This is a genomic window from Armatimonadota bacterium, assembly GCA_020354555.1.
Taxonomy (GTDB): domain Bacteria; phylum Armatimonadota; class Hebobacteria.
In genome coordinates, this window is the sequence record CP070648.1 from 69,745 (window position 1) to 89,307 (window position 19,563).

General features: G+C 66.9%; 14 protein-coding genes. 4 read left to right on the forward strand and 10 right to left on the reverse strand.

What is annotated here, in order from left to right:
- Positions 1-18: 18 nt before the first annotated feature.
- Positions 19-2,856: a CHASE2 domain-containing protein gene (locus tag JSV65_00315; protein ID UCH34832.1), complete on the reverse strand. Its 2,838-nt coding sequence runs from the start codon at positions 2,854-2,856 to the stop codon at positions 19-21.
- A 115-nt stretch (positions 2,857-2,971) separates the two neighbouring features.
- Complete coding sequence (locus JSV65_00320; GenBank protein ID UCH34833.1) at positions 2,972-3,430, reverse strand: CBS domain-containing protein; 459 nt, start codon at positions 3,428-3,430, stop codon at positions 2,972-2,974.
- A 497-nt stretch (positions 3,431-3,927) separates the two neighbouring features.
- Here JSV65_00320 and JSV65_00325 point away from each other — a divergent pair, with 497 nt between their 5' ends.
- From JSV65_00325 to JSV65_00335, 3 genes are all read left to right on the forward strand, one after another.
- Positions 3,928-4,272 (forward strand): hypothetical protein, encoded by a 345-nt coding sequence (locus JSV65_00325; GenBank protein UCH34834.1) that lies wholly within the window; start codon positions 3,928-3,930, stop codon positions 4,270-4,272.
- 517 nt (positions 4,273-4,789) lie between these two features.
- On the forward strand, positions 4,790-5,797 hold the full coding sequence (locus tag JSV65_00330; GenBank protein ID UCH34835.1) for a zinc-binding dehydrogenase: 1,008 nt from the start codon (positions 4,790-4,792) through the stop codon (positions 5,795-5,797).
- A gap of 159 nt (positions 5,798-5,956) precedes the next feature.
- Positions 5,957-8,080: a hypothetical protein gene (locus JSV65_00335; GenBank protein ID UCH34836.1), complete on the forward strand. Its 2,124-nt coding sequence runs from the start codon at positions 5,957-5,959 to the stop codon at positions 8,078-8,080.
- Positions 8,081-8,511: 431 nt separating this feature from the next.
- On the opposite strand, the gene JSV65_00340 is transcribed toward JSV65_00335, so the two are convergent.
- The 4 genes from JSV65_00340 to JSV65_00355 all read right to left on the reverse strand — a co-directional run bounded on the left by JSV65_00340 (position 8,512) and on the right by JSV65_00355 (position 13,382).
- Entirely contained in the window at positions 8,512-8,772 is a 261-nt protein-coding gene (locus tag JSV65_00340; GenBank protein ID UCH34837.1) for a BON domain-containing protein, read from the reverse strand.
- 82 nt (positions 8,773-8,854) lie between these two features.
- On the reverse strand, positions 8,855-9,736 hold the full coding sequence (locus JSV65_00345; GenBank protein ID UCH34838.1) for a hypothetical protein: 882 nt from the start codon (positions 9,734-9,736) through the stop codon (positions 8,855-8,857).
- A 296-nt stretch (positions 9,737-10,032) separates the two neighbouring features.
- Positions 10,033-13,044, reverse strand: a complete 3,012-nt coding sequence (locus tag JSV65_00350) for a hypothetical protein (GenBank protein ID UCH34839.1) — start codon at positions 13,042-13,044, stop codon at positions 10,033-10,035.
- Positions 13,045-13,166: 122 nt separating this feature from the next.
- Positions 13,167-13,382: a hypothetical protein gene (locus JSV65_00355; protein ID UCH34840.1), complete on the reverse strand. Its 216-nt coding sequence runs from the start codon at positions 13,380-13,382 to the stop codon at positions 13,167-13,169.
- A gap of 200 nt (positions 13,383-13,582) precedes the next feature.
- Between JSV65_00355 and JSV65_00360 the strand changes: the two genes are divergently transcribed.
- On the forward strand, positions 13,583-14,527 hold the full coding sequence (locus tag JSV65_00360; protein UCH34841.1) for an aldo/keto reductase: 945 nt from the start codon (positions 13,583-13,585) through the stop codon (positions 14,525-14,527).
- 74 nt (positions 14,528-14,601) lie between these two features.
- Here JSV65_00360 and JSV65_00365 read toward each other — a convergent pair whose 3' ends face one another.
- From JSV65_00365 to JSV65_00380, 4 genes are all read right to left on the reverse strand, one after another.
- Positions 14,602-14,997 (reverse strand): hypothetical protein, encoded by a 396-nt coding sequence (locus JSV65_00365; protein UCH34842.1) that lies wholly within the window; start codon positions 14,995-14,997, stop codon positions 14,602-14,604.
- A 165-nt stretch (positions 14,998-15,162) separates the two neighbouring features.
- Positions 15,163-15,492, reverse strand: a complete 330-nt coding sequence (locus JSV65_00370) for a hypothetical protein (GenBank protein UCH34843.1) — start codon at positions 15,490-15,492, stop codon at positions 15,163-15,165.
- A gap of 666 nt (positions 15,493-16,158) precedes the next feature.
- Positions 16,159-18,219 carry a right-handed parallel beta-helix repeat-containing protein gene (locus JSV65_00375; GenBank protein UCH34844.1) on the reverse strand — a complete coding sequence of 687 codons (2,061 nt, stop codon included), beginning with the start codon at positions 18,217-18,219 and terminating at the stop codon, positions 16,159-16,161.
- A gap of 136 nt (positions 18,220-18,355) precedes the next feature.
- The gene (locus JSV65_00380) at positions 18,356-19,468 is read right to left on the reverse strand and encodes a PD40 domain-containing protein (GenBank protein ID UCH34845.1); all 1,113 of its coding nucleotides are present in this window, start codon (positions 19,466-19,468) and stop codon (positions 18,356-18,358) included.
- Between the last annotated feature and the right edge of the window lie 95 nt (positions 19,469-19,563).

Genomic DNA, 19,563 nt, shown 5'->3' on the forward strand with positions numbered 1-19,563 from the left:
GGGCGTGGGAAACGCTTGTCAGGCGCCTCCCGCGGCGTCGTTTTCACCCGGCCTCTGAATCGGCAGGGCAAAGGAGAAAACCGAGCCCTTGCCGGGCCCTTCGCTTTCGGCCCAGATGCGCCCGCGGTGGGCCTCAACCAGGCCTTTGGTCAGGTAGAGGCCGAGGCCGGTGCCGCGGATGCGCTTGGAAGCATCGCTTTCCAGGCGATGATAGCGTTGGAAGAGCTGTCCTCGCTGCGCCTCGGTCATCCCCAGCCCGTGGTCGGCCACGGAGATCAGCACCTCCCCGTCCTCGCGCCTGCCGCTGATGCGCACGACGCCGCCATCGGGCGAGTACTTGATCGCATTAGAGATGATATTCGTCAGCACCTGCTCGATACGATCGCCATCGGCCTCGATGGTGGGGAGGTCTGCCGGGAAGTCCACTTCGAAGGTGTGCGCCTCCGCCGAAGCCGAGTGCAGCTTGACGAGCTTGTCCGCGATCGCCGTGATGCTGACCTGTCCCCAGTTCATGGGCAGTTCCCGGCCCGCCTCGATGCGCGACGCGTCGAGCAGTTCGTTGATCATCGTCAGCAGGCGGTGGCACTCCGACTCGATGATCTCCAGGAACTCGCTTCTCGTCGCGGCGTCGAAATGCCCCTCCACGTCTGAGCGCAGCGTCTGGGCGAAGCCCTGCACCGAGGTCAGCGGCGTGCGCAGCTCGTGCGAAACGAGCGACACGAACTCCGTCTTCATGTCCGACATTTCCTGGAGCAGCGTCACGTCGCTGAGCACGGTAACCACGCCGACCGGCCGACCCTGGTCGTCGGATATGAGCGCGGCGTTCGCCGTCAGCACCAGTCGCTTCGGCTCTTCGATGACGACCTGGCCGGTCACCAGTTCCCCGTCGGCATCGTGGGCGCTCTCGGCGACCGCCGGCAAACCGCCAACGTCGAAGTGCTCCGCCAGCGGGTCGCCTTCGACCTCCCTGCCGCTGACGCGAAACATCCGCTCCGCCGCGGGGTTGACGTAGAGCACGCGGTCGTCCGTGTCGGTCATGATCACCGCGTCCGCCATGTTCTCGAGCAGCGCCTCGACGCGATCCTTCTCCAGCGCGAGCTGCGAGTAGGCCTTGACGAGTTCGCGGTTGGCGATTTCGACCTTGCCCTCCAGCTTCTCATACAGCTCGACGTTTTCCAGGGCGACTGCCGCCTCCTGGGACAGGGCGTTGAGCAACTCGAGATCGCGTTCGCCGAACGCCTCCTCGCCGGGGCGGCGCACGACCTGGACGACGCCGACGACCTGATCCTGCCGGCGCAGGGGTATAAAGGCCACCGGCCCGACGGCGAAGTCCGCGGCCTGCGCGACTTCGCGAGCGAGCGCCGCATCGGCCGTCGCGTCGGTTGTGAGGAGCGGCACGCCCTCCTGCCCGACTCGCCCCAGGGTCCCGCCGCCTACCCGCACGCGCGCGTCGCGGCCGCCGTCCGCGAGAACAAGCTCCTCCCCGTCGAGGTCCATGAGGTACACGTCGGTTTGGCGCGCGCCCACGAGCTGGGTGATCTCCTCGCGCACGGCATCGAGGACCGGCTGGCGCGAGGTGCTGGCCGCGATCATGCGCGTCGCCAGCGCGAGGGTGCCGAGGCTCGATTCGGTGCGGATCTTCTCGCGGTCGCTCACGCGGTAGCCGTCCGCGGCGACGACCAGGCCCACGGCGAGAGCCGTCAGCGCCGGCGTGACGACGTTGATCCACAGCCCCGCGCGTTGAAACAGGTAAACGCTCACCACCACGATCAACACGGCGACCGCCCCAGCGCCAATGAGCGCGCCGAACGGCCGCAAGCGCGGCAGGGCCAGTCCCAGTGCGAGGGCGATTCCCAGCGCGAGCAGCGCGTTGCCCGCCGCGCCGAGAGGCCTGATGAAATCGCTTTCCAGGATCGTCCGCATGACGTGGGCGTTGATCTCCACGCCCGGGCAGGCCGGCGCGAGCGGAGTCGGGCGCGTATCGGACAGGCCGGTGGCGGTGAACCCGACGAGGACGATGCGGTTGCGGAAGCGCTCCGGGGACACCTGGCCGGCGAGCACTTCGTCATACGCGACCCAGGGGAAGACCTTGTAGCCGCCGGCGTAGGAGATTAGCATCTCCCCGGCGCGCGTCAGGGGAATCGAGGTATCGCCCAGGCGCACGGAGCAGCGGCGGCCCGTGGTGCCGATGCGCACGTCCGGCGCGGGCTCGATGCGGCGAATGACTTCGAGCGCCAGCGACGGGATCGGCTCGCCGCCGTGATCCATGACCAGCGGCGCGCTGCGCACGACGCCGTCGCGCTCCGGGAAGACGTTAACCGCGCCCGCGCCCGCCGCCGCGGAGCCGAGCTCGGGAGGCGGCTGCCGCAGCTCAGCCATGCGCAGCCCGTACGGCCCGAGTTCGACCGGGTGCTCTCCCTGGAGGAAGCACATCGCCAGGAAGACGTTCCCCGCGTCGCGCAGCGCGTCGGCGAATTCAGGCGTTTCCGCGACGGGTCGTGAGGTGGCAGGAGTCGGGCCGGGAGCCGTCGCGGCGCGCCCGAGCGGCGCGGAGCCGTCCCGTCCCGCGAGGTCGCGCGCCGTGCCGCCGAAGAAGAGGATGTCGAAAACGATTGCCCTGGGTTCCGCGCCCGCGATGCGGCGAACCAGGTCGGCGTGGCGCGACATTGGCCACGGCCAGGGGCCGAGCCGGTCGAGACAGCTGTCGTCAATCATGACGACGATGATGTCGCGCGGCGGCACGCCGGGGGCGCGGGCGGCCAACTGATGGTCGTACGCCCGCCACTCCAGCCCGCTCAGCGCGCCGCGCGCCGAGAGCACGGCCGCCAGTATGCCGAGGCCCAGCGCCCAGGCCAATCCTGACCGGTATCGTGATGCGCGGAACACGGTTTACCCCGCGGATTCCTCGCGCGCTCTGATCCCTGCTCGCTGCTCGCTACCAGGTGCTGCCCGCCGCCGGCTTGCCGCTCCCCTACTCGCTCTCCGCCAGGGTTCTCACGATGTCGCCGCGGGTGACGACGCCGGCGATGCGGCCGGCCTCAATGATCACGATGCGGTTGACGTTGCGCTCGGTCATGAGGGTCGCGAGTTCCTCGACGGAGGCGTCGGGCGGCGCGGTGACGACCTTCTCGGTCATGATATCCGCCGCGGCGACGGCGAGCATCTTCTGGATTTCCTGCTCGTAGTGGGCGGGGTTCTCGAGGAAAATCACCCCTTCGAGGAAGGGGATGTAACGCGGGAAGCGCGGGCGCGCGGCGCGCACGACGAGGTCGGCCTCGCTGATGATGCCGCGCAGCTTGCCGTCTTCGTCCACGACGGGAACGCCGGAGATGTTGTGCTCGGAGAGGAGCTTGGCGATTTCCGAGACGGGGGTCTCCGGCGTGACGGTGATCACGTCTCTCGTCATCAGGTCGCGTGCTTCGACGGGCATAGGTCACCTCGCTCGAGCGTTCGTGCGCGTGCGGTCTGTGCTGCTGGCGGAGGTGTTCGCCGCGAGGCGGCGCTTGCCCTGCGGGCAGAGCAGGACAGGCGGATGAACCGCGGGAGCCGTAGGGGCGGCCCTGAGCGGCCGCCCGTGCCTTCCGGATATTCACCGCGGAGAACGCCGAGTCCGCAGAGAGATCCCCTTGCTCTCGGGCGCGGTGTCAGTGGGAGCAGGCCTGTCGTAAGCGGCAGGCCAACCGGGACAATCGCGCCAGCGCAATGGGTGGTGGTTCCCGGTTCCACCTCCCGTTTCACTCAGCAGGACCCGGCCGTCATCGTACGCCCGCACCTGGGCTCCCGACGGATGGCCTCCCTGCGACGGTGCGCCGGAACTGCGCCGAGGGCTGGGAATTGTCCTCAGATCCCCACAGGGGACGCCGGCTTGAACCACGAATGCTCTATTTATCCTATGCCAACACGCAGGCCCTTGGCGGGGAAACGCACATGATAAAACGTCAGAGCGGCAGCAAGTCCTTCACGGACGGCCTGAGAGCCATCTCGCCGTTCCTGGTGCTGTGTGTGGTGTACTATGTTCTCGCCGTCCTGATGAAAGTCTCCTTTAAGATCTGGATTCCGGTGGCGCTTGCCGCGGCTATTGCCGAGGCGGTTTTCGTCCTCGGCCGGCTCTACACGCCCTTCCTGGTTGACAAGAAGGGCAGATGTACAGGAAGCCGCGACCGTGGAACGGCTAACGACATGGAGAAGTGCCGCCATTATTCCCCAGGCAGCCGATCGGGTGGCTGCGGCCATCGCCAGGAGAATGGCGGGTGTCATCTGCGTAGGGCATAGCTGCGCAATTCACACGGAATTGCGCGGCTGGTGAGAGTCACAGGCGCGTGCCCATCCGCGTCCCGTTTGAAGAGCTGCACTGCCCCGGCTGCATCACGACCACTGAGTTTCGCCCCCATCCCGAAACCTCAAACAGGCGACCTGCCCCCATCGCGACCGGTGCGTCCGTCCGAGTTACGGCAACAGCCTCTCAGCGGCCACCCGTGCGGTTTGGATATTCACCGCGGCCTCGGCGAGGCCGCGCCCAAGAGCGGCAGGCATGGGTCGGCGGCCGATATCTCCCGCGCGGCTGGAAACCGCAGCACCCGCGCAAGAGCGGCGATCAATCGCCGCACTCCAAAATGCCAGCGAGTCAGGCAGCAATGGTGCGCACCATCAGGGCCTACCCCCAATCCCCCACGGCGGCGCAGACACGATGCGGGTAATGGTAAGCTCTCAGGGGAGCGCGCCCCGAGTCACCGGAGGAGAAGAGCGTGCAACAGGAGCGCGGCGACCGCGCGGGGAAACAACGAGGTCTATGAAGGCAGCGGTATTCCGGGATAAAGAGGACGTGCGCATCGAGGAGGTGGCGACGCCGGAGCCGGGGCGCGGCGAGGCGCTGGTGCGCAACATGGCCTGCGGCATCTGCGGCAGCGATAAGGGCCTGTGGATGAACCCCGGACCGAAGCCGGGCATCCACGGGCACGAGGCGGCGGGGATCGTCGAGAAGATCGGCGCGGAGGTCGGCGATGTCAGGCCGGGCGACCGGGTCACGGTGATGGCGGTGAAGGGCTGCGGCGAGTGCGTGGACTGCCGGCGCGGGGAGTTCGTGTGCTGCGAGGAAGGGCCGCAGGGCCTCACGGGCGGGTTCGCCGAGTACCAGGCGGTGCCCGCCGAGCTGGCGCTGCCGCTGCCGGACGGGCTGCCGTTCGAGGCGGGGTGCCTGCTGACGGACGCGCTGGGAACGCCGGCGCGGGCGGTGCGGCGGTCGGGCATCGAGGCGGGGGAAATGGCGGCGGTGTACGGCTGCGGTCCGATCGGACTCAACGCGGTGCAGATGCTGAAGGCGTACGGCGCGCTGGTGATCGCGCTCGATCCGATCGCGTATCGCGTCGAGGCGGCGCGGGAGCTGGGGGCGGATTTCGGGATTGACCTGAGCCGCGACTCGGCGGTGAACGCGATTCGAGCGATCACACGGGTGGGTGCGGATTACGTGTTCGAGTGCTCGGGGCACGGGGGGAAGGAAGCGCTGGCGTCGGTGCGGCGCGCGGGGAAGGTCGCCTTCGTCGGCGAATGCCCAAAGCTGGAGATCAGCCCGTCGGAGGATCTGATTCGGCGGCACGTCGAGGTGTTCGGCACGTGGTACCTGACGCGGACGGATTATATACAGAACGTGCGGCTGGTGGAGAGCGGCGCGGTGGATCCGATGCGGATCGTGACGCACATCCTGCCGTTCGAGGAAATCGGGCGCGGGTTCGACGTGTTCTGCAATCATAGGGAGCAAGCGTTGAAGGTGGTGCTGCGGTTTGGTGGAGAGGGAATCTAGCCGCGAAGGATGCCGAGGCGAGAGCAAGGCGATGGGTTCCACCCTCACCCGGCCTCTCCCTGAGAGAGGGGTAAGAATCCTGTCGCGGAAGGCGTAGAAGGACATGGACGCGATGCGGCGGGCGCAGGCACGCTCGCCCTACATTGAAAGGATGGAGCGATGGCGGAGAAGGCAACGGCGGAAGCAGGGACTTATGGGCAACTGATGCGGGAGTTCGTCGCGCAGAAGGACGGGCTGCCGAGCAGCGACGTGCGGGAGGTCGTGGTTGATGCGGCGGATCGCGTGTGGGTGCTGACCCGGCGCGGCGCGGCGAGCTTCGACGGCAAGAAATGGAGCGCACACAAGCTCCCGCAGGAGATCGTTGACCCACAGGGCCTCGGCGGGCCGGAGGCACAGGGCCTGGCGGCGGTCGGGGAGACCATTTGGATCGGCGGCGCGGCGGGGCTGTGCCGGTGGAACGGGAAGGCGTTCGAGCCGGTGACGGACGGCCCCGCGAACCCGGTGTCCTTGCTGCGCGGGTATCAGGGCAAGCTGTTCGCCGCGAGTGCCGATCACATCGGCATCCACGACGGCAGCGCGTGGCAGATGGTCAAATACCCGCAACCGTTCGGCGTGACCGACATGCTGCTGGACGGCGACGGCGTGCTGTGGGTGGCGACGGACGCGGGCCTGTGGCGCTGGGACGGGTCGTCGTGGGATGGCTTCGCGCCGGGGCGCGCGCACGCAGGGCCGCCGGCGATGGGCGTCAGCGCGCTGGCGCTCGACGCGCGCGGGACGCTGTGGGTCGGCACCAACGCGGGCATCGGGCTGTTCGACCGGGAGGGCTGGTGGGAGCACGTCAAAGGCAAAGATGGGCTGCCCTACGAGCAGGTGACGTGCATCAAGATCGCCCCCGACGGCGCGGTGTGGACCGGCTTTCCGATCGGCTGTGCGCGGCTGCGCGAGGGAGAGTGGGACTACTTCGCCAACCTGCGCTGGCTGCCGCACGACGAGGTGCGCGGGATCGCGCTGCGCGCCGACGGGTCGGCGTGGGTGGCGACGCATCAGGGGTTGAGCCGCATCTACGAAGAGCCGATGACGCTCGCGCGCAAGGCGGCGTACTTCGAGGAGCGGATTCAGAAGCGGCATTACCGCATGGGCTTCGTGGCGGACATCGATCTCGGCGCGCCGGGGGATGTCGAGGACTTCACGTACGAGGCGACCGACAACGACGGCCTGTGGACCGCGCTGTACGTCGGGGCGGAGTGCTACCGCTACGCGGTCACCGGCGAGCAGGAGGCGCGCGACCTCGCGCGGACGTCGGTGTACGCGATGGTTGATCTCGAGCAGAAGACGACGATTCCCGGCTTCCCGGCGCGGGCGATCGTGAAGAAGGGCGAGCCGAACACGCGCAAGTCCGGCGGGGAGTGGCATGATTCCGCAGACGGCGAGTGGGAGTGGAAAGCGGACACGAGTTCGGATGAGATTGACGGGCACTTCTACGCGTACGCGTTGTACTACGACCTGGTCGCCGACGACGCGGAGAAGGAGGACATGCGCGGGGTGTGCCGGCGGATCATGGATCACATCATCGACCACGGGTACCTGCTGGTGGATCTCGACGGCAAGCAAACGACGTGGGGCGTGTGGTCGCCGGAGCTGCTCAACGGGCCGTGGGAGGCGCAGCGCGGGCTCAACTCGCTGGAGATCCTGTCGTTCCTCAAGACGACGTATCACGTGACCGGCGACGAGAAGTACCAGGAGCATTACCTCGGGCTGGCGCTCGACCATCACTTCGCGTTGAACACGCTGTATCAGAAGGTCATGTACCCGAGCAGCGTCAACCATTCCGATGACGAGCTGGCGATCGTGGTGTACGATCCGCTGCTGCGCTACGAGACCGACCCGGCACTGCGGGCGATCTACGTCGCGAGCCTGGAGCGGACGTGGCAGTGCGAGCGGCCGGAGTACTCGCCGTTCCAGAACTACATCTACGGCGCGGTGACGGGGAAGTTCTGCGATGTCGAGGAGTCGCTGAAGACGCTACGCGACATACCGTGGGACACGGTGCAGTATCGGATGAAGAACTCGCACCGCGCGGACCTGGTGGCGGACGTGCGGATGGGGCGATTCGGGGAGGCGCAGGCGACGACGGTAATCAAGCCGCACGAGCGCGCGATGCTGAAGTGGAACGGCAACCCGTATCGCATGGACGACGGCCGCGGCGGGACGGGCGAGGACGACGGGGCGTTCTTCCTGCTGCCGTATTGGATGGGGCGGTACTACGGATATGTGAAGGAGTAAGGACTCGCGCAATCCGAGCTTGCCCCGAACGCAAACCAAGGGAGACCGCGGCCAAGTGCGCGGCGGAGGCGGTGCAGCCTCCGCGCCGGAGGCGCACGGTCACCGTGAGAGCAGATCCCGACCGGGGATTCTCGCGCAGACCGAGATTCTTCACTGCGCGGCTTTGCTTACGCTCGCCGCTTCGTTCAGAATGACATCTTGCGGTGGCTGTGTGCGGAGCACAGCCGAGGCATCCTGACCCATCCTCTGCGCCACGGGCACGCAAGTCCCTGGGAGGGAGAGGGGTTGCGGCGGGCATAGGCATGCCCGCCCTACACGCCGCGCGGGCTGAGGGCTACGGGGCTTCAAGCCATCGCAAGCGGGACGCTTGCGCCACCGGATGTGGTCGCGAGGCCCGCGCGGGCTGAAGGCCGCGCGTCGCAATGAGACCGCTACTTCTTCTCGCCCTCGCGGAAGAGTTCGCGCGTGGTATGGGCCTCGGGCTTGACCTGGAGGCGATTGCGGACGAGGGTGACGCCCTCGATTTTGCCCGCGATCTCGGCGGCGGTATCCTTCAGTGCGGCGGTCGGCGCGGTGCCGTCGAGGAACACGACGCCGTTGACGAACTTGATCTTCAGGTCAAGGCCGGCGGTGTCTTCGTTTTCGTGGAGCGCCTTGCGCACCTCGTGCTCTGCATGTCCGTGTTCCGGCATGTCTTTCTCCGATGGCGTCCGGTGATGCCGGCGCCGAGGGCAATCGGACAAGTCGTCGCTCCCGCGGCGCGACGGTCACGCCCTATTGCAGGATCATCTCGATGTCGCCGGCGATGCTCATGTTGACCTCGGGCTGGTCGGCCGCGGGCGTCATCTTCATGACCTGATCCATGTGCATCTTGCTGTACGGCGTGCGGCCGGCGTTGTAGTCGAACAGCTCGTACCCGCTGAAGCTCTGCTTGATGCTCTCCAACTTCGCGTCGGCGCCGCCGCGCATCTGAGCGGTGCCCTTGAGCGCGATGCGCGCGACATCGGCGTCCTTGTACTTCTCGGTGCCGATGAACTTGTAGGTGAAGTTGACGGTCAGCTCCATCTTCTCGCCCATCACAGCCATCGGGATCTTCAGGGAGTTCGACCAACTATCGCCCGGGGAGACCGGCCCCTCCGGAAAAACGACGCTCGCCTCCTGCATCGTCGCGGGGTCGAAGCCGCCGAACATGTCGCCGAGGCCGCTGAGGTCAACCTCCAGCACCTGGCCGCGAGTGTTCGTCTTTGACTTGATCGGCTTGCCCAGCGCGTCCATGCCGGGCATGCCCTGGGGCAGATCCATGGGCTGGCCGTTGACCATGAGGGTCATCTGGCCCTGCTCCATGACCATCTGCGCTTCCATGCCCATCATGGTAGTGTTGACTTCCATGCGGTCGAGCGTCATCTCTTGCGACGCGACGCCGTCCTGGGTGACTGCGGTAGTCTTAATCCGCATGCGACCGTCGAGGCTCAGGTCAATCGGCATTTCGCCCTGATTGGCGGTACGCATCGAGCCCTCAAAGGCGCCCTTCATCACGTAGTTGTCCACGGCGCCCGCAGTGTACTTGTAACGCAGCACCAGGCCTTGCGCCTGCGCCGCTGCGCCGACGAGCACGATCGCCAGCAGAACCGCAATTACCGCACTCCTTGTTCTCATAGCCTTCCTCCCTCGCATTCTGCTGGAAACGGTAACACCGCCAGGGGAAAACGTCAATATAGGTGGTGTGAGAGGTGCAGCCTCGAATCTCTGTGACGTCGCGCAGATGACCTACTCTCCCTGCTAGGGACTTGTGCGCATGTGGCGTAGAGGACACAGGTGAGCGTAGAAGGCGTCGCCATGCACCCTCACCTGGCTCGCCGCAGGCTCGCCGCCCTCTCCCTGACAGGGAGAGGCATGGAGCAGCCTGCGCCCACACCATGGAAAATGGGGCACACCGGAGGGCCGACGGTCGCTCAGTTGCCCGCTCCGAGGTACGGTTGCACCTCGACGAAGTTGAGCATGGTCTCCTGGCCGATGGGGCCGCCCGGTTCGGTCTCGGTTGACCAATCGGAAATCGTGATCCTGGCCTGAAGTCCCTTCGCGCGGAAGACGCGCCAGTGGTAGTTCATCCACGCGCGATGCTCGGCGTTGAACGGCCCGAGGTGATGGCTGTAGCAGTTCGGGAAGACGTGCTGGAACGACTTGTCGTCGAGAAGGTTGACGCCGTTGAGCGTGATGGAGACGGCGTGCCGCTGCTGCACGGACTTGCCCTGTGTCAGGTCGCCGTGGTCGGCACTGTACATCTTGAGCGAGTAGAGGCATCCGGGCTGCAGGTGCTTGATGGTCTGGGAGATAACGTTGGGCCGCTCGGAGCTGCGCTTCATCAACAGGAACTGATCGCCCTCGCTGGTCTCGGGGTAACGGCCCGCGAGCCAACCGTAGCCCTGCATGCTGGCGACGGAGACGCTGCCCGGTTCGGCTGCGGTCACCATCCAGCCCGCGAGCCCGTCGGCGAAATCGGGGTTGTCCAGGTGCGGCAGGAGGTACGGGGCATCCGAGAGCAGGCCGGTCTTCCCCTCGATGCAGTAGTGCCGATAGAGCTGCGCGGCCCAGCGGACGTTCTCCTCGTCGGAGTAGCTCGACAGGTACTCCATGACGCCGTAGAGGCCGTCGAACGCCGGATCGTTGGCGAGCATGTTGAACTGCAGGTCCATCCAGACCTTGTAGTCAATGCCGGGGTCGGTATTGAGGCTCTCGGGCGGCGCGGATAAGTAGCCGAAGCAGACGATCATGTGCTTCTCGCAGCCGGGCTGGGCCTCGCGCCAGGCGAGCATTTCGTCCCTCAGAGTCCGGGCCAGATATGCCCGCGCTTCGGCCTCGGTCGGCTGCTCGGGGAGGTAACGCTCCCAGGCGAAACGCGACCCCGCGTCCATCACGACCTGGATGAACTCGCGGCTGGCGGTGCCCTCGTACATGCTGCCGCACCAGGGGTAGAAGGCCTTGCCCGTCAAGCGCGGATTGCGGACGATGCGCCGGAGCGCCTCGGTCCATGCCTCGTACTTCTCGCTGTCGCCCCCGAAGAACTCGTCCGCGATGACGCCGTCGGCAAGCGGATCCTGCATCCCCATGTTGGCGCTCCAGTACGCTTCGGCTTCATCGGCGGTGACCGTTGCGTCGCGGGCGAGCCCGGGCACGCCGGATGAGACGATCCAGCGCTTGCCGGCGCTCTTCCACTGCTCCATGTACGGGCGATATGCCTCAGAGGCGCCGGCGACTATGGTATTGCAGTGCGGCAGGACGTACTGCTGGAGGAAGTCCCAGTCATACGGGCCGTACTCGCTGACGTGGGGATCCGCCTGGAATTGGCAATACACGAGTTCGGGCACTGCGCGGACGGTCAGCGATTTGAGCCGCGCCTCGCCGTCACAGGTGACGCGTAGGTTGTGCTCGCCGGCGGGAAGAAACCGCATCGCCTCAACCACACCGTCCGTGGATGGCGCATGCACGATGACTTCGCCTGCGGCGTCGCCGTCGAGCGATATGATCGCCGAGCCGGACGCGGGCACAGTCGCATCCGAGGCGAAGAACACCCAGCCCTCGCGGGGGTTCGTGAACGCATAGCTTCGCGCGGGCCGCGCGCCCGGTTCGACGTGGAGCAATTCGGTGACGAAGTTGTTGAGCACCTTGAGATCCGCGCTTGCGCCGGCCCACCGGGTCGGCTCCGGCCAGGTGACCGATTCCGCGAGCGCGGTCCCGAGCGGGTTGCCGGCGGCGTCGCGGGCGATCGCGCGGACCTCGTAGTCTCCCGGTGGCAGATCACCGACCGCCAGCGACGCGGAGGCGATGTGCTGCTCCGCGAGGACCTGCGCGCCGGCGCTGTGCAGGGCGTTTTCGTCGCCCGGTGCCGTGAGTTCCACAGTCACGGTCGCCCCTGCGGCAAGTTCGCCCCAGGGCTTCGTGTCCACATCCATGACCAACTCTCGCTTGTGGTAGAGGACGATGACCTTCACCGCCTGAGCCACTTCCGTCATCCTTTCGAAGGAGTATAGCAGCGCGCCGCTGGCGGCGTCGCGCAAGGTCCAGCGATAGGTGCGCATGCCGGAGCGATTGACCGGAAAATCCATTCCCACGCGTGCGGCGGTGCGCCTGGCGAGCAGGATGTTCTCATCCCAGGAGAGTTGCGCAGCATCAACGTCGCCCAGGGCGAACCCGAGTCCCCGTGGGGCGGGCGAATGATTGGCGACCGTCATGAATGCGCCGCTCCGCCGGCCGACGCTCAGGGACCCGTGCCCGACTGCTTCGACCGCAAGCGGCCCGCCGGGGATGACGAGCTGGCCATATGCCTCGGGGTTTGCCCAGTCGCCGCCGGTGTCGGCCCAGCTATCACCCTCCTCGCCGCCGACGGTGCGCAAGCGCTCGAAGTTGACGCGCCAGCGCATGCCGACCTGGGGCGAACGCGTGATGCCGACGGCCGAGAACGGCACCGCCAGTTCAATCGCGTAATGGTCGCTGCCGCCGCGTGCCGCCGCCTGGATCGCGCCAGGATCGAGGCGTCCGCTCCCACGAAGCAAGAACTCCTTGGTGCCGATGGAATTCACCCTGATCTGGTAGATCTGAGCGATGCCGCCTGCGGGGTCGAAATTGAGCTCGATGCAATCGTCGCCCCAGATGTTGTCGCTCACAGCGCTGGCCTGCATCTGATCCGGCTGCGGCTCGGTGCAGTGAAAGGCGAGGTAGAGGTGGTCGAGATCGCTCAGCGCGCGCACCACGGTCGGCTGTGAGGCGGGCTGGCCGGTGTCCTGGATGACGAAATCACCCGTGACGCCGGCGCGGTACCAGGCATCGTCGGAGAGATCGCCGTCTATGACAGGCGCGTCGGCAACCGCCGCGGCGTGCAGCGTCCTCGCCTGTGGCGCGGCCGGCGACCACTGCGCGAGGCACAGAAGGCCGGCGAATGCGAGCGGAATGATGTGAAGCGGCTTCATGCCATGCACCTCCAGGCGTGCAGCGTGTGGGCGGCGCCCCGACTTCTGCGACCAGACCACCGTGTGCCTCCGGACTCTCCGTTGATGCTTGCTGCGCCGGCGGGCGGTGACGGCCCTTTGCGTCAGCTCGAGTCATCGCCCTCGATGATGTGGATCAGCCGCACCTCGCCGTACGGCGGCTCGCCGCGCACGACGCGCTGCAAGCGCTTGCGCAGCGCGTCAATCTCATCCTCGCGCAGGGCGCGGTACACCGCGACCGGAAGGTCGCGCGTCATCCAGTAGCGCACCTCGGCGACGAGCGTGTCGACTACCGGATCGGCGGACTCTTCTCGCTCCATGAGTCGGTCCCCTCAATGCGCGACGCGATGGTGATCCGGACAACGGGTCTGGGCTGATGTTCGGCGCAGGTTTCCCGCGGCCCTGCACGCGGGTAGTGCCGAGCGCGTATCACTTCGCGACGGCGTGATCTCCGTGCGAGACAGGCACGGCGCCGGCGGCGGCGAAATGGAAACACAGCATAGATTACGAGGGCAGAGGCATGGACAGGCGACAATTCATCAGGACGATTGGCACGGCGATACTCGGCGGGGCGGCGGGGGCGACATGGGCGGAGGATCTGGTCGAGAGGAGCACAACCGGAATGAGGACGCGAAATCTGGGGCGCACGGGGCACAGGAGTTCGCTCGTTACATTCGCGGGATATGCCGTCCACGGTGTGAGCCAGGCCGAAGCGAACCGGGCGGTCGCCGAGGCGATTGACGCGGGCGTGAATCACTTCGATGTCGCGCCGAGCTATGGCGATGCGGAGAAGCACCTCGGGCCCGCGCTGGAGGGGAAAAGAGATCGCGTGTTCCTCGGCTGCAAGACGCTGGAGCGACAGAAAGCTGGCGCGGCGAAGGAGTTGCGGGCGTCACTGAAGACGCTGCGCACGGATCACTTTGACCTCTACCAGGTGCACGGGCTGGACAAGCCGGAGGACCTGGATACCGTGCTCGGGCCGGGCGGGGCGATGGAAGCGTTCCTCGAGGCGCGTGACGCGGGACTGATCCGGTTCATCGGCATCACGGGCCACAGGCCCGCGGTGCATCTGGACGCGGTGAGGCGCTTCCCGTTCGACACGGTCATGGTGCCGGTCAATTTCGTGCTGGAGCATCACCATCAGTTCACGGTGGAACTGCTGGCGGAACTGGCGCGGCGCCGCATTGGCGTGATTGCGATCAAGGCGCTGGCGGCGCGGCCGTGGGCCAAGGACGAGCAGCGAGAGTACCCGGGGTGCTGGTATCGGCCGATCGACGATGACCGCGAGGTCGAGCTGGCGCTGCGGTTCACGTTGTCGCAGCAGGTGGCGACGGCGGTTCCCCCGGCCGACGTACGGCTGGTGCGGAAAGCAATCGCAGCCGGCAAGCGGTACCGACGCCTGGATCAGGCCGGCGAGGCAAAGCTGGCTGCCCTGGCGGAGGAACTGAAGCCGATATTCGGGTAGAGACACACGAGTCGCGAGAAAGCTTGCCGATGACGGACGCAAACGACGCTCGTTGCCGGAGCGGAGTCTAGTGGTTACCGAGAGGTGTCCGGCGGGAAACCGGGCTCATAGACGCGGACGCGGCCCTCTCGGGATACTTCGAGCAGCACCGCGTGGTATCGCGAGACCTCGATCGATGTCCAGTTCCTCTGTGAAGCGCCCGGCGGCGTGAATCGGATTTCTGTGTCCCTACCGAAGTAGTCACGGAGGGTCCGCAGAATTCGCGAAGCGCGCGGGCGCTCCTTGGCGAGTTCGTCTATGCTTGCCTCCGACGATTCGTGCGCGAGAGAGTAGTCGCGGGCCTCAGCCGCGAGATCGACCAACTGGTGCACTATTCGCGCGCGATTGAGAATCCGCTCGTGCTCGGCTTTGTGAGTGCGCCAGTACCACCATTCATCCACCATGCTGGAGCCAAGAACCAGAGCTGCCAATGCGCCTATCACCGCGAGAGTGATCAGGGCGGTGCGACTCAGTGAGCCAGCCCGAGCATCGATAGGAGCCATCAGTGTTCGGTACCTCACGCCCAAGTCCACACGAGCAGTCGCTGGGGTGACATGCCAGCGTCAGTGGCAAAGGGCGTTTCGGGTTGATGCGTATCACGCTGGGCCGAACGCCCAGCGCAGGAGCCGGATCGCCAGGACGGCGAGCAACGCCAACCCGGCCAGATACGAGACGAACGTGAGCGCGACGGTTGCGATGAGGAGCCACCGCGGTAGGTCCACAGCAACTGCGCCGTAGCCCACCGTTGATGCCGTCACGGCGACGGCCGCGAAGGCAGCCGCCGGCTTACCCGTCGTGAGCGCCGCGAGCACTCCCAGTCCTGCGAGGGCGGCGACTATCCCCGCGAGCAGTGACAGAAGCGTTCTCGTTGCCCTGATCAGCGCGCAGTCTTGTCGCGCCGGCTGTGAACTCCCCTCATTCTTCATGAGACGCCCCCTTGAGCACTTCGCGTGCATGCCGTGCATGGGTCTATTCGCGGTGCCGTTGACCGAGCACATTCTAAGGCGCACGCGGTGGGCTGTCAATTGAGGAGAGGGCAGTGTGACTTGGGAAAGCGGGCATGTGGCGCTACCTGTGCGGGCGCGGTTTCTCCTGAAGTCGCGGGAATTCGCGCGGTCGGGACTTGTCCGCCGGAGGCGGAGACCGCGCGACTAGGGAACGGCGGGCATCGGCCCGCCCGCCCTACTGCGGGCGGGCGGCCGCTGAGGGCCGCCCCTACGGGATGGCTTGCGTCTGCCCCAAGGGTTGTGGGGATTGTGAAACATGCGGGCGGCCACGAGGGCCGCCCCTATGGGAGCCAATCATTGGCCATCCATATCATCTGCGGATGAATCCGTCTTCGCGCGGCCGATCCGGGCGGGCGATCCATGAGCGCCCGCAATTGCACACGCGGGGGAGGCTGGGCCACATGCGCCCCGGTTGGCCGGGGCGCGCCCAGAGGGTTCGCGGCCTCTGGTGAGGCCGCGCCCGAGGTTTCGCAACCGAGGACGGTTGCGCCACCAGGAGGCGGCGCGCCCGAGGAGCGGCGGGCTTGGTATGGTGCGCACCCCCGGCGAGATTCTTCGCTTCGCCCCGACCAGTCGAGGCTGCGCTCAGAATGACATCTTGCGATGGCGGCATGCGCAAACAAGACCCATCGCGGTCAGGGGCGGGGATGCGGGAGGGCGGCGCGGGCCGACCCGGGACAGATCGATCGGCTCGAATCCGAGCGACCAGGCCGGAGAGTCGGGCGCCAGCGTGAAGTCGTCCGCTGCGGGGTCGGCCAACTTCGGATCGGCGACCAGGCTGTGCTCGTCCATGCCGCGCTTGCGCCATTCCTCCAGCGAAGCGCCCGCGAAAGTGATCGATCGTCCGCCGGCGTCGAAGTACAGGTTGCGGTCGAAGGCGAAGTTGCCGTTGCCCCAGGACCCGTGCAGCAGAGGGCCTTCCGCGTAATACACGATGTTGCGCTCGAAGGTGAAGGAACGATGGTCTTCCTCGCGCGTGCGCTGAAGCTGGCCGTCCTGGGCGAGAGCGAAGATGTTATTGCGGATGACGTTGTCGCGCCCGTAATGCTGATGGAAGCCGCCGGTCTTGGTGCGATAGACGACGTTGTTCTCGACCAGAATCCCCGTTGAGCCCTCGTCGAGGTAGATGCCCCAGCCGCCATAGGTGGCGGACCAGGAATCGTGGATCAGGTTATGCCGCAGCACCGTGCCGGGTGAGATGCCGAGGGTGTAGATGCCGCCGAGGTCGCTGAGCAATCCGCGCCCAACGTGATGAATGTGGTTGTACTCGATTCGGTTATTGACGGCGTCGCTCGGCCCATAGCCCCAGGTCCAGCCGACGGAGACGCCGGTGTAATAGAGATCGTGGATGTGGTTGTGGACGACCTGGTTATGCCCGCTGTTGCCGATCCAGACGCCGACGGCGCTGTGAAAGATGCGCCCGCCGTCGGCGATCTCGTTGTCGGCGACGACGGTGCGGGTGGTGCCGTGCCCGACCTTGACGCCGCCGGCGCCGAGGTCGAACATGGCGCAGCGGGTTATCGCATTGCGCTCGGAGCCGCCGGCGAGCTCGACCGCGTAGGTGCCGAGGTGCGCCACCGTGCAATCACGCACGGCGCATCGGCGGGCGCCGTGCAGATAGACCGCTCCGGGGACGTTCACTGCCGCCTGGCTTGCGCCGGCGCTCTCCGGCGGTAGGGTCCACTCGGTGTGCATGAAGGCGAGGCCCTGCAGGCGGACGTGCTCGACCCACTGGCCGATTTCCGGATCGCCCTCGAAGCGGATCAACTGCGTCAGGCGCGGCGCGACGATGGAAGTCCGTTGCGGGCGTTCGCCGGGCATCGGAATGTAGTAGAGCGTGCCGCTCGCGCGCTCGAGGTACCATTGGCCGGGCGTATCGAGCGCCTCGAAGACGTTCTCGACATAGTACGGCGCGCCGTCCGGCCCGAAGCCCTCGGTCAGGCGAAACACGCTGGGGCGAGCAAACGTGACGGTGCGGGAACCCTCGTCCACACTCGCGATGGGAAGATGCGAGTCCACCCAGAGATGCAGCGCCACCACCTCGACGTCGCCGAGGTCCCGCCACTGTCCAAGGTTCTGCTCGGCGAACAAGGCCTGGGTGTGGCCCTTGTTCCACGGCGCGTCGGGCGCGACGCCCACGAGGCCGGCGAAGCGATACAGGCCATGCTTTGGCAGGCGAGTTCGCGGGCGGCGCTGGTCGTTGACGAAGAGCTGCCGGAAATACCACTCGCCGCCGGCCACCTGCGGCAAGTGGGCAGCCCAGGCCTGTCGGCCGTTGACCTCGGTCGGCCGCCAGTCCGTGAGGGCCGCGCCGCCGCTGAGCACCGGAGTCTCGGAGCCGTAAGCGGCATAGGTAACGGGACACTCTCTCGTGCCTGAGTCCTCCGGGGTCATCACAAGCGGTTCGGCCAGGAAGTAACAGCCGCCGCGGATCCAGACGCGAACCGGCTGCTTCAGCCCTCCGTCGCGGCGCTTCAGTTCCCGGATGGCGTCCCGGGCGCGAGCGATCGTGGCGAAAGGGCCGTCTTCGCCGCGCTCGTCCGCGTCGGGCAGCGTGCCCGACCACGCGTCATTGCCGTGGGGTGCGACGTAGAGAACGACGGGCGAACGAGCGTCATTCGAAGCGCGTGCGGCGTTCGTAGGCATGGCAATCAATACTCCAATCACAGCGGTCCGTAGTATCACTGGTCGCAGTCACCGTTACGGCGTATTCAGCTATAGCGCGCGCCGGAGGCTCGAGCGCGCTCCGCGCGACGCGTGGACTCGTCGCGAGCAATCGGCGCTAGACGCACACCCAGCCGTGGCGCGGCATGTAGTGCTTGCCCGCGACGCACGGCTCGCCCTGCCACTCCAGCGAGAGGCGCAGCGCTTCGCGCATTTCGTCCGGCACGTGTGCGAGATAGACTTGCGGGATGCCGGTGCGGTTCGAGGTGTAGATGACGAACCTGCCGTCCGGGCTGATCGCCGGCTCGGGGTGACCGCCCCACGAGTCGCCGTCGGCCGCGCCGGCGTCACACAGGAAACTGAAGCTGCGCGTCGGCACGTGGACGAGCATCAGGCCTTCGTCGGGCCAGTTGGTGTCGGCGACGATCCATTCGCCGTCGAGAGAAGCTCCGGAATGCCAGAAGTAGGGCCCGGCGACAATCGGCTCGGGCCGCGGGTCGCCCTCGGCGATGGACATGATGGCGCGGCCCGGCGGCAGCAGGCATCCCTGCATGCGCCCGGTCTTGCCCAGCCAGGCGCAATGGGCGAAGCGCTGCATGGGGAACTCGCGCGGCTCGCCGCCGTCGGCGTTGATGACCCACAGGCGATGCTTGCCTTTGATGGTGCCGCCGAAGCTTACGACGTCGTGACCGGGATCGCACGACACGTGATTGAGGCGCGGGGCGGCGCACAGCAGTTCCGCGCCGGAGCCGTCAACGGCGAGGCGGAACAAGCCGGTCTCCTCACCCACCCGCATGGTGCAGAAGAGATATCGCCCGTCGCCGGTCTGGCCGGCGCACCCGACTCCGCCGGGCTGCGCGCCTTCGGCCTCGACGTGGAGCACTTCGTCGAGCGCGAAGGAGTCCATGGCGACGCGCTTAAGCGTCGTGCCGTGCATGTAGTACACGTGGCGTCCGTCGCGGGAGAGGGCGATGCCGTAGATGCCGTCGTCGTCGGTGAGCTGGGTCATGTTCGTGCCGTCAACGTCCACGCGGTAGATGTCCGCGGGCGCGCCCGGCCGCAGCTCGCGCTGCCGCGAGATGATGACCGTCCCGCAGTCCGGCGTGAAGTGATTGTGCTCGAAGTACATGTTCCAGGATCCCCTGGGGTACGAGGTGAGCTGCACGACGGTCACGCCGCCGCGCGGGTCGGTGCGGAACACGCGCTCCGAGTTGCAGGTCTGTCCGCGCAAAGCAACCTCCTATCCATTGAGTCCCGGCTGCCAGAGAAGCAGCCGGGACTGTTGTCGAGCCGGGTGTTCGTGAGCAAGATCCTGCGGCCCGCGCG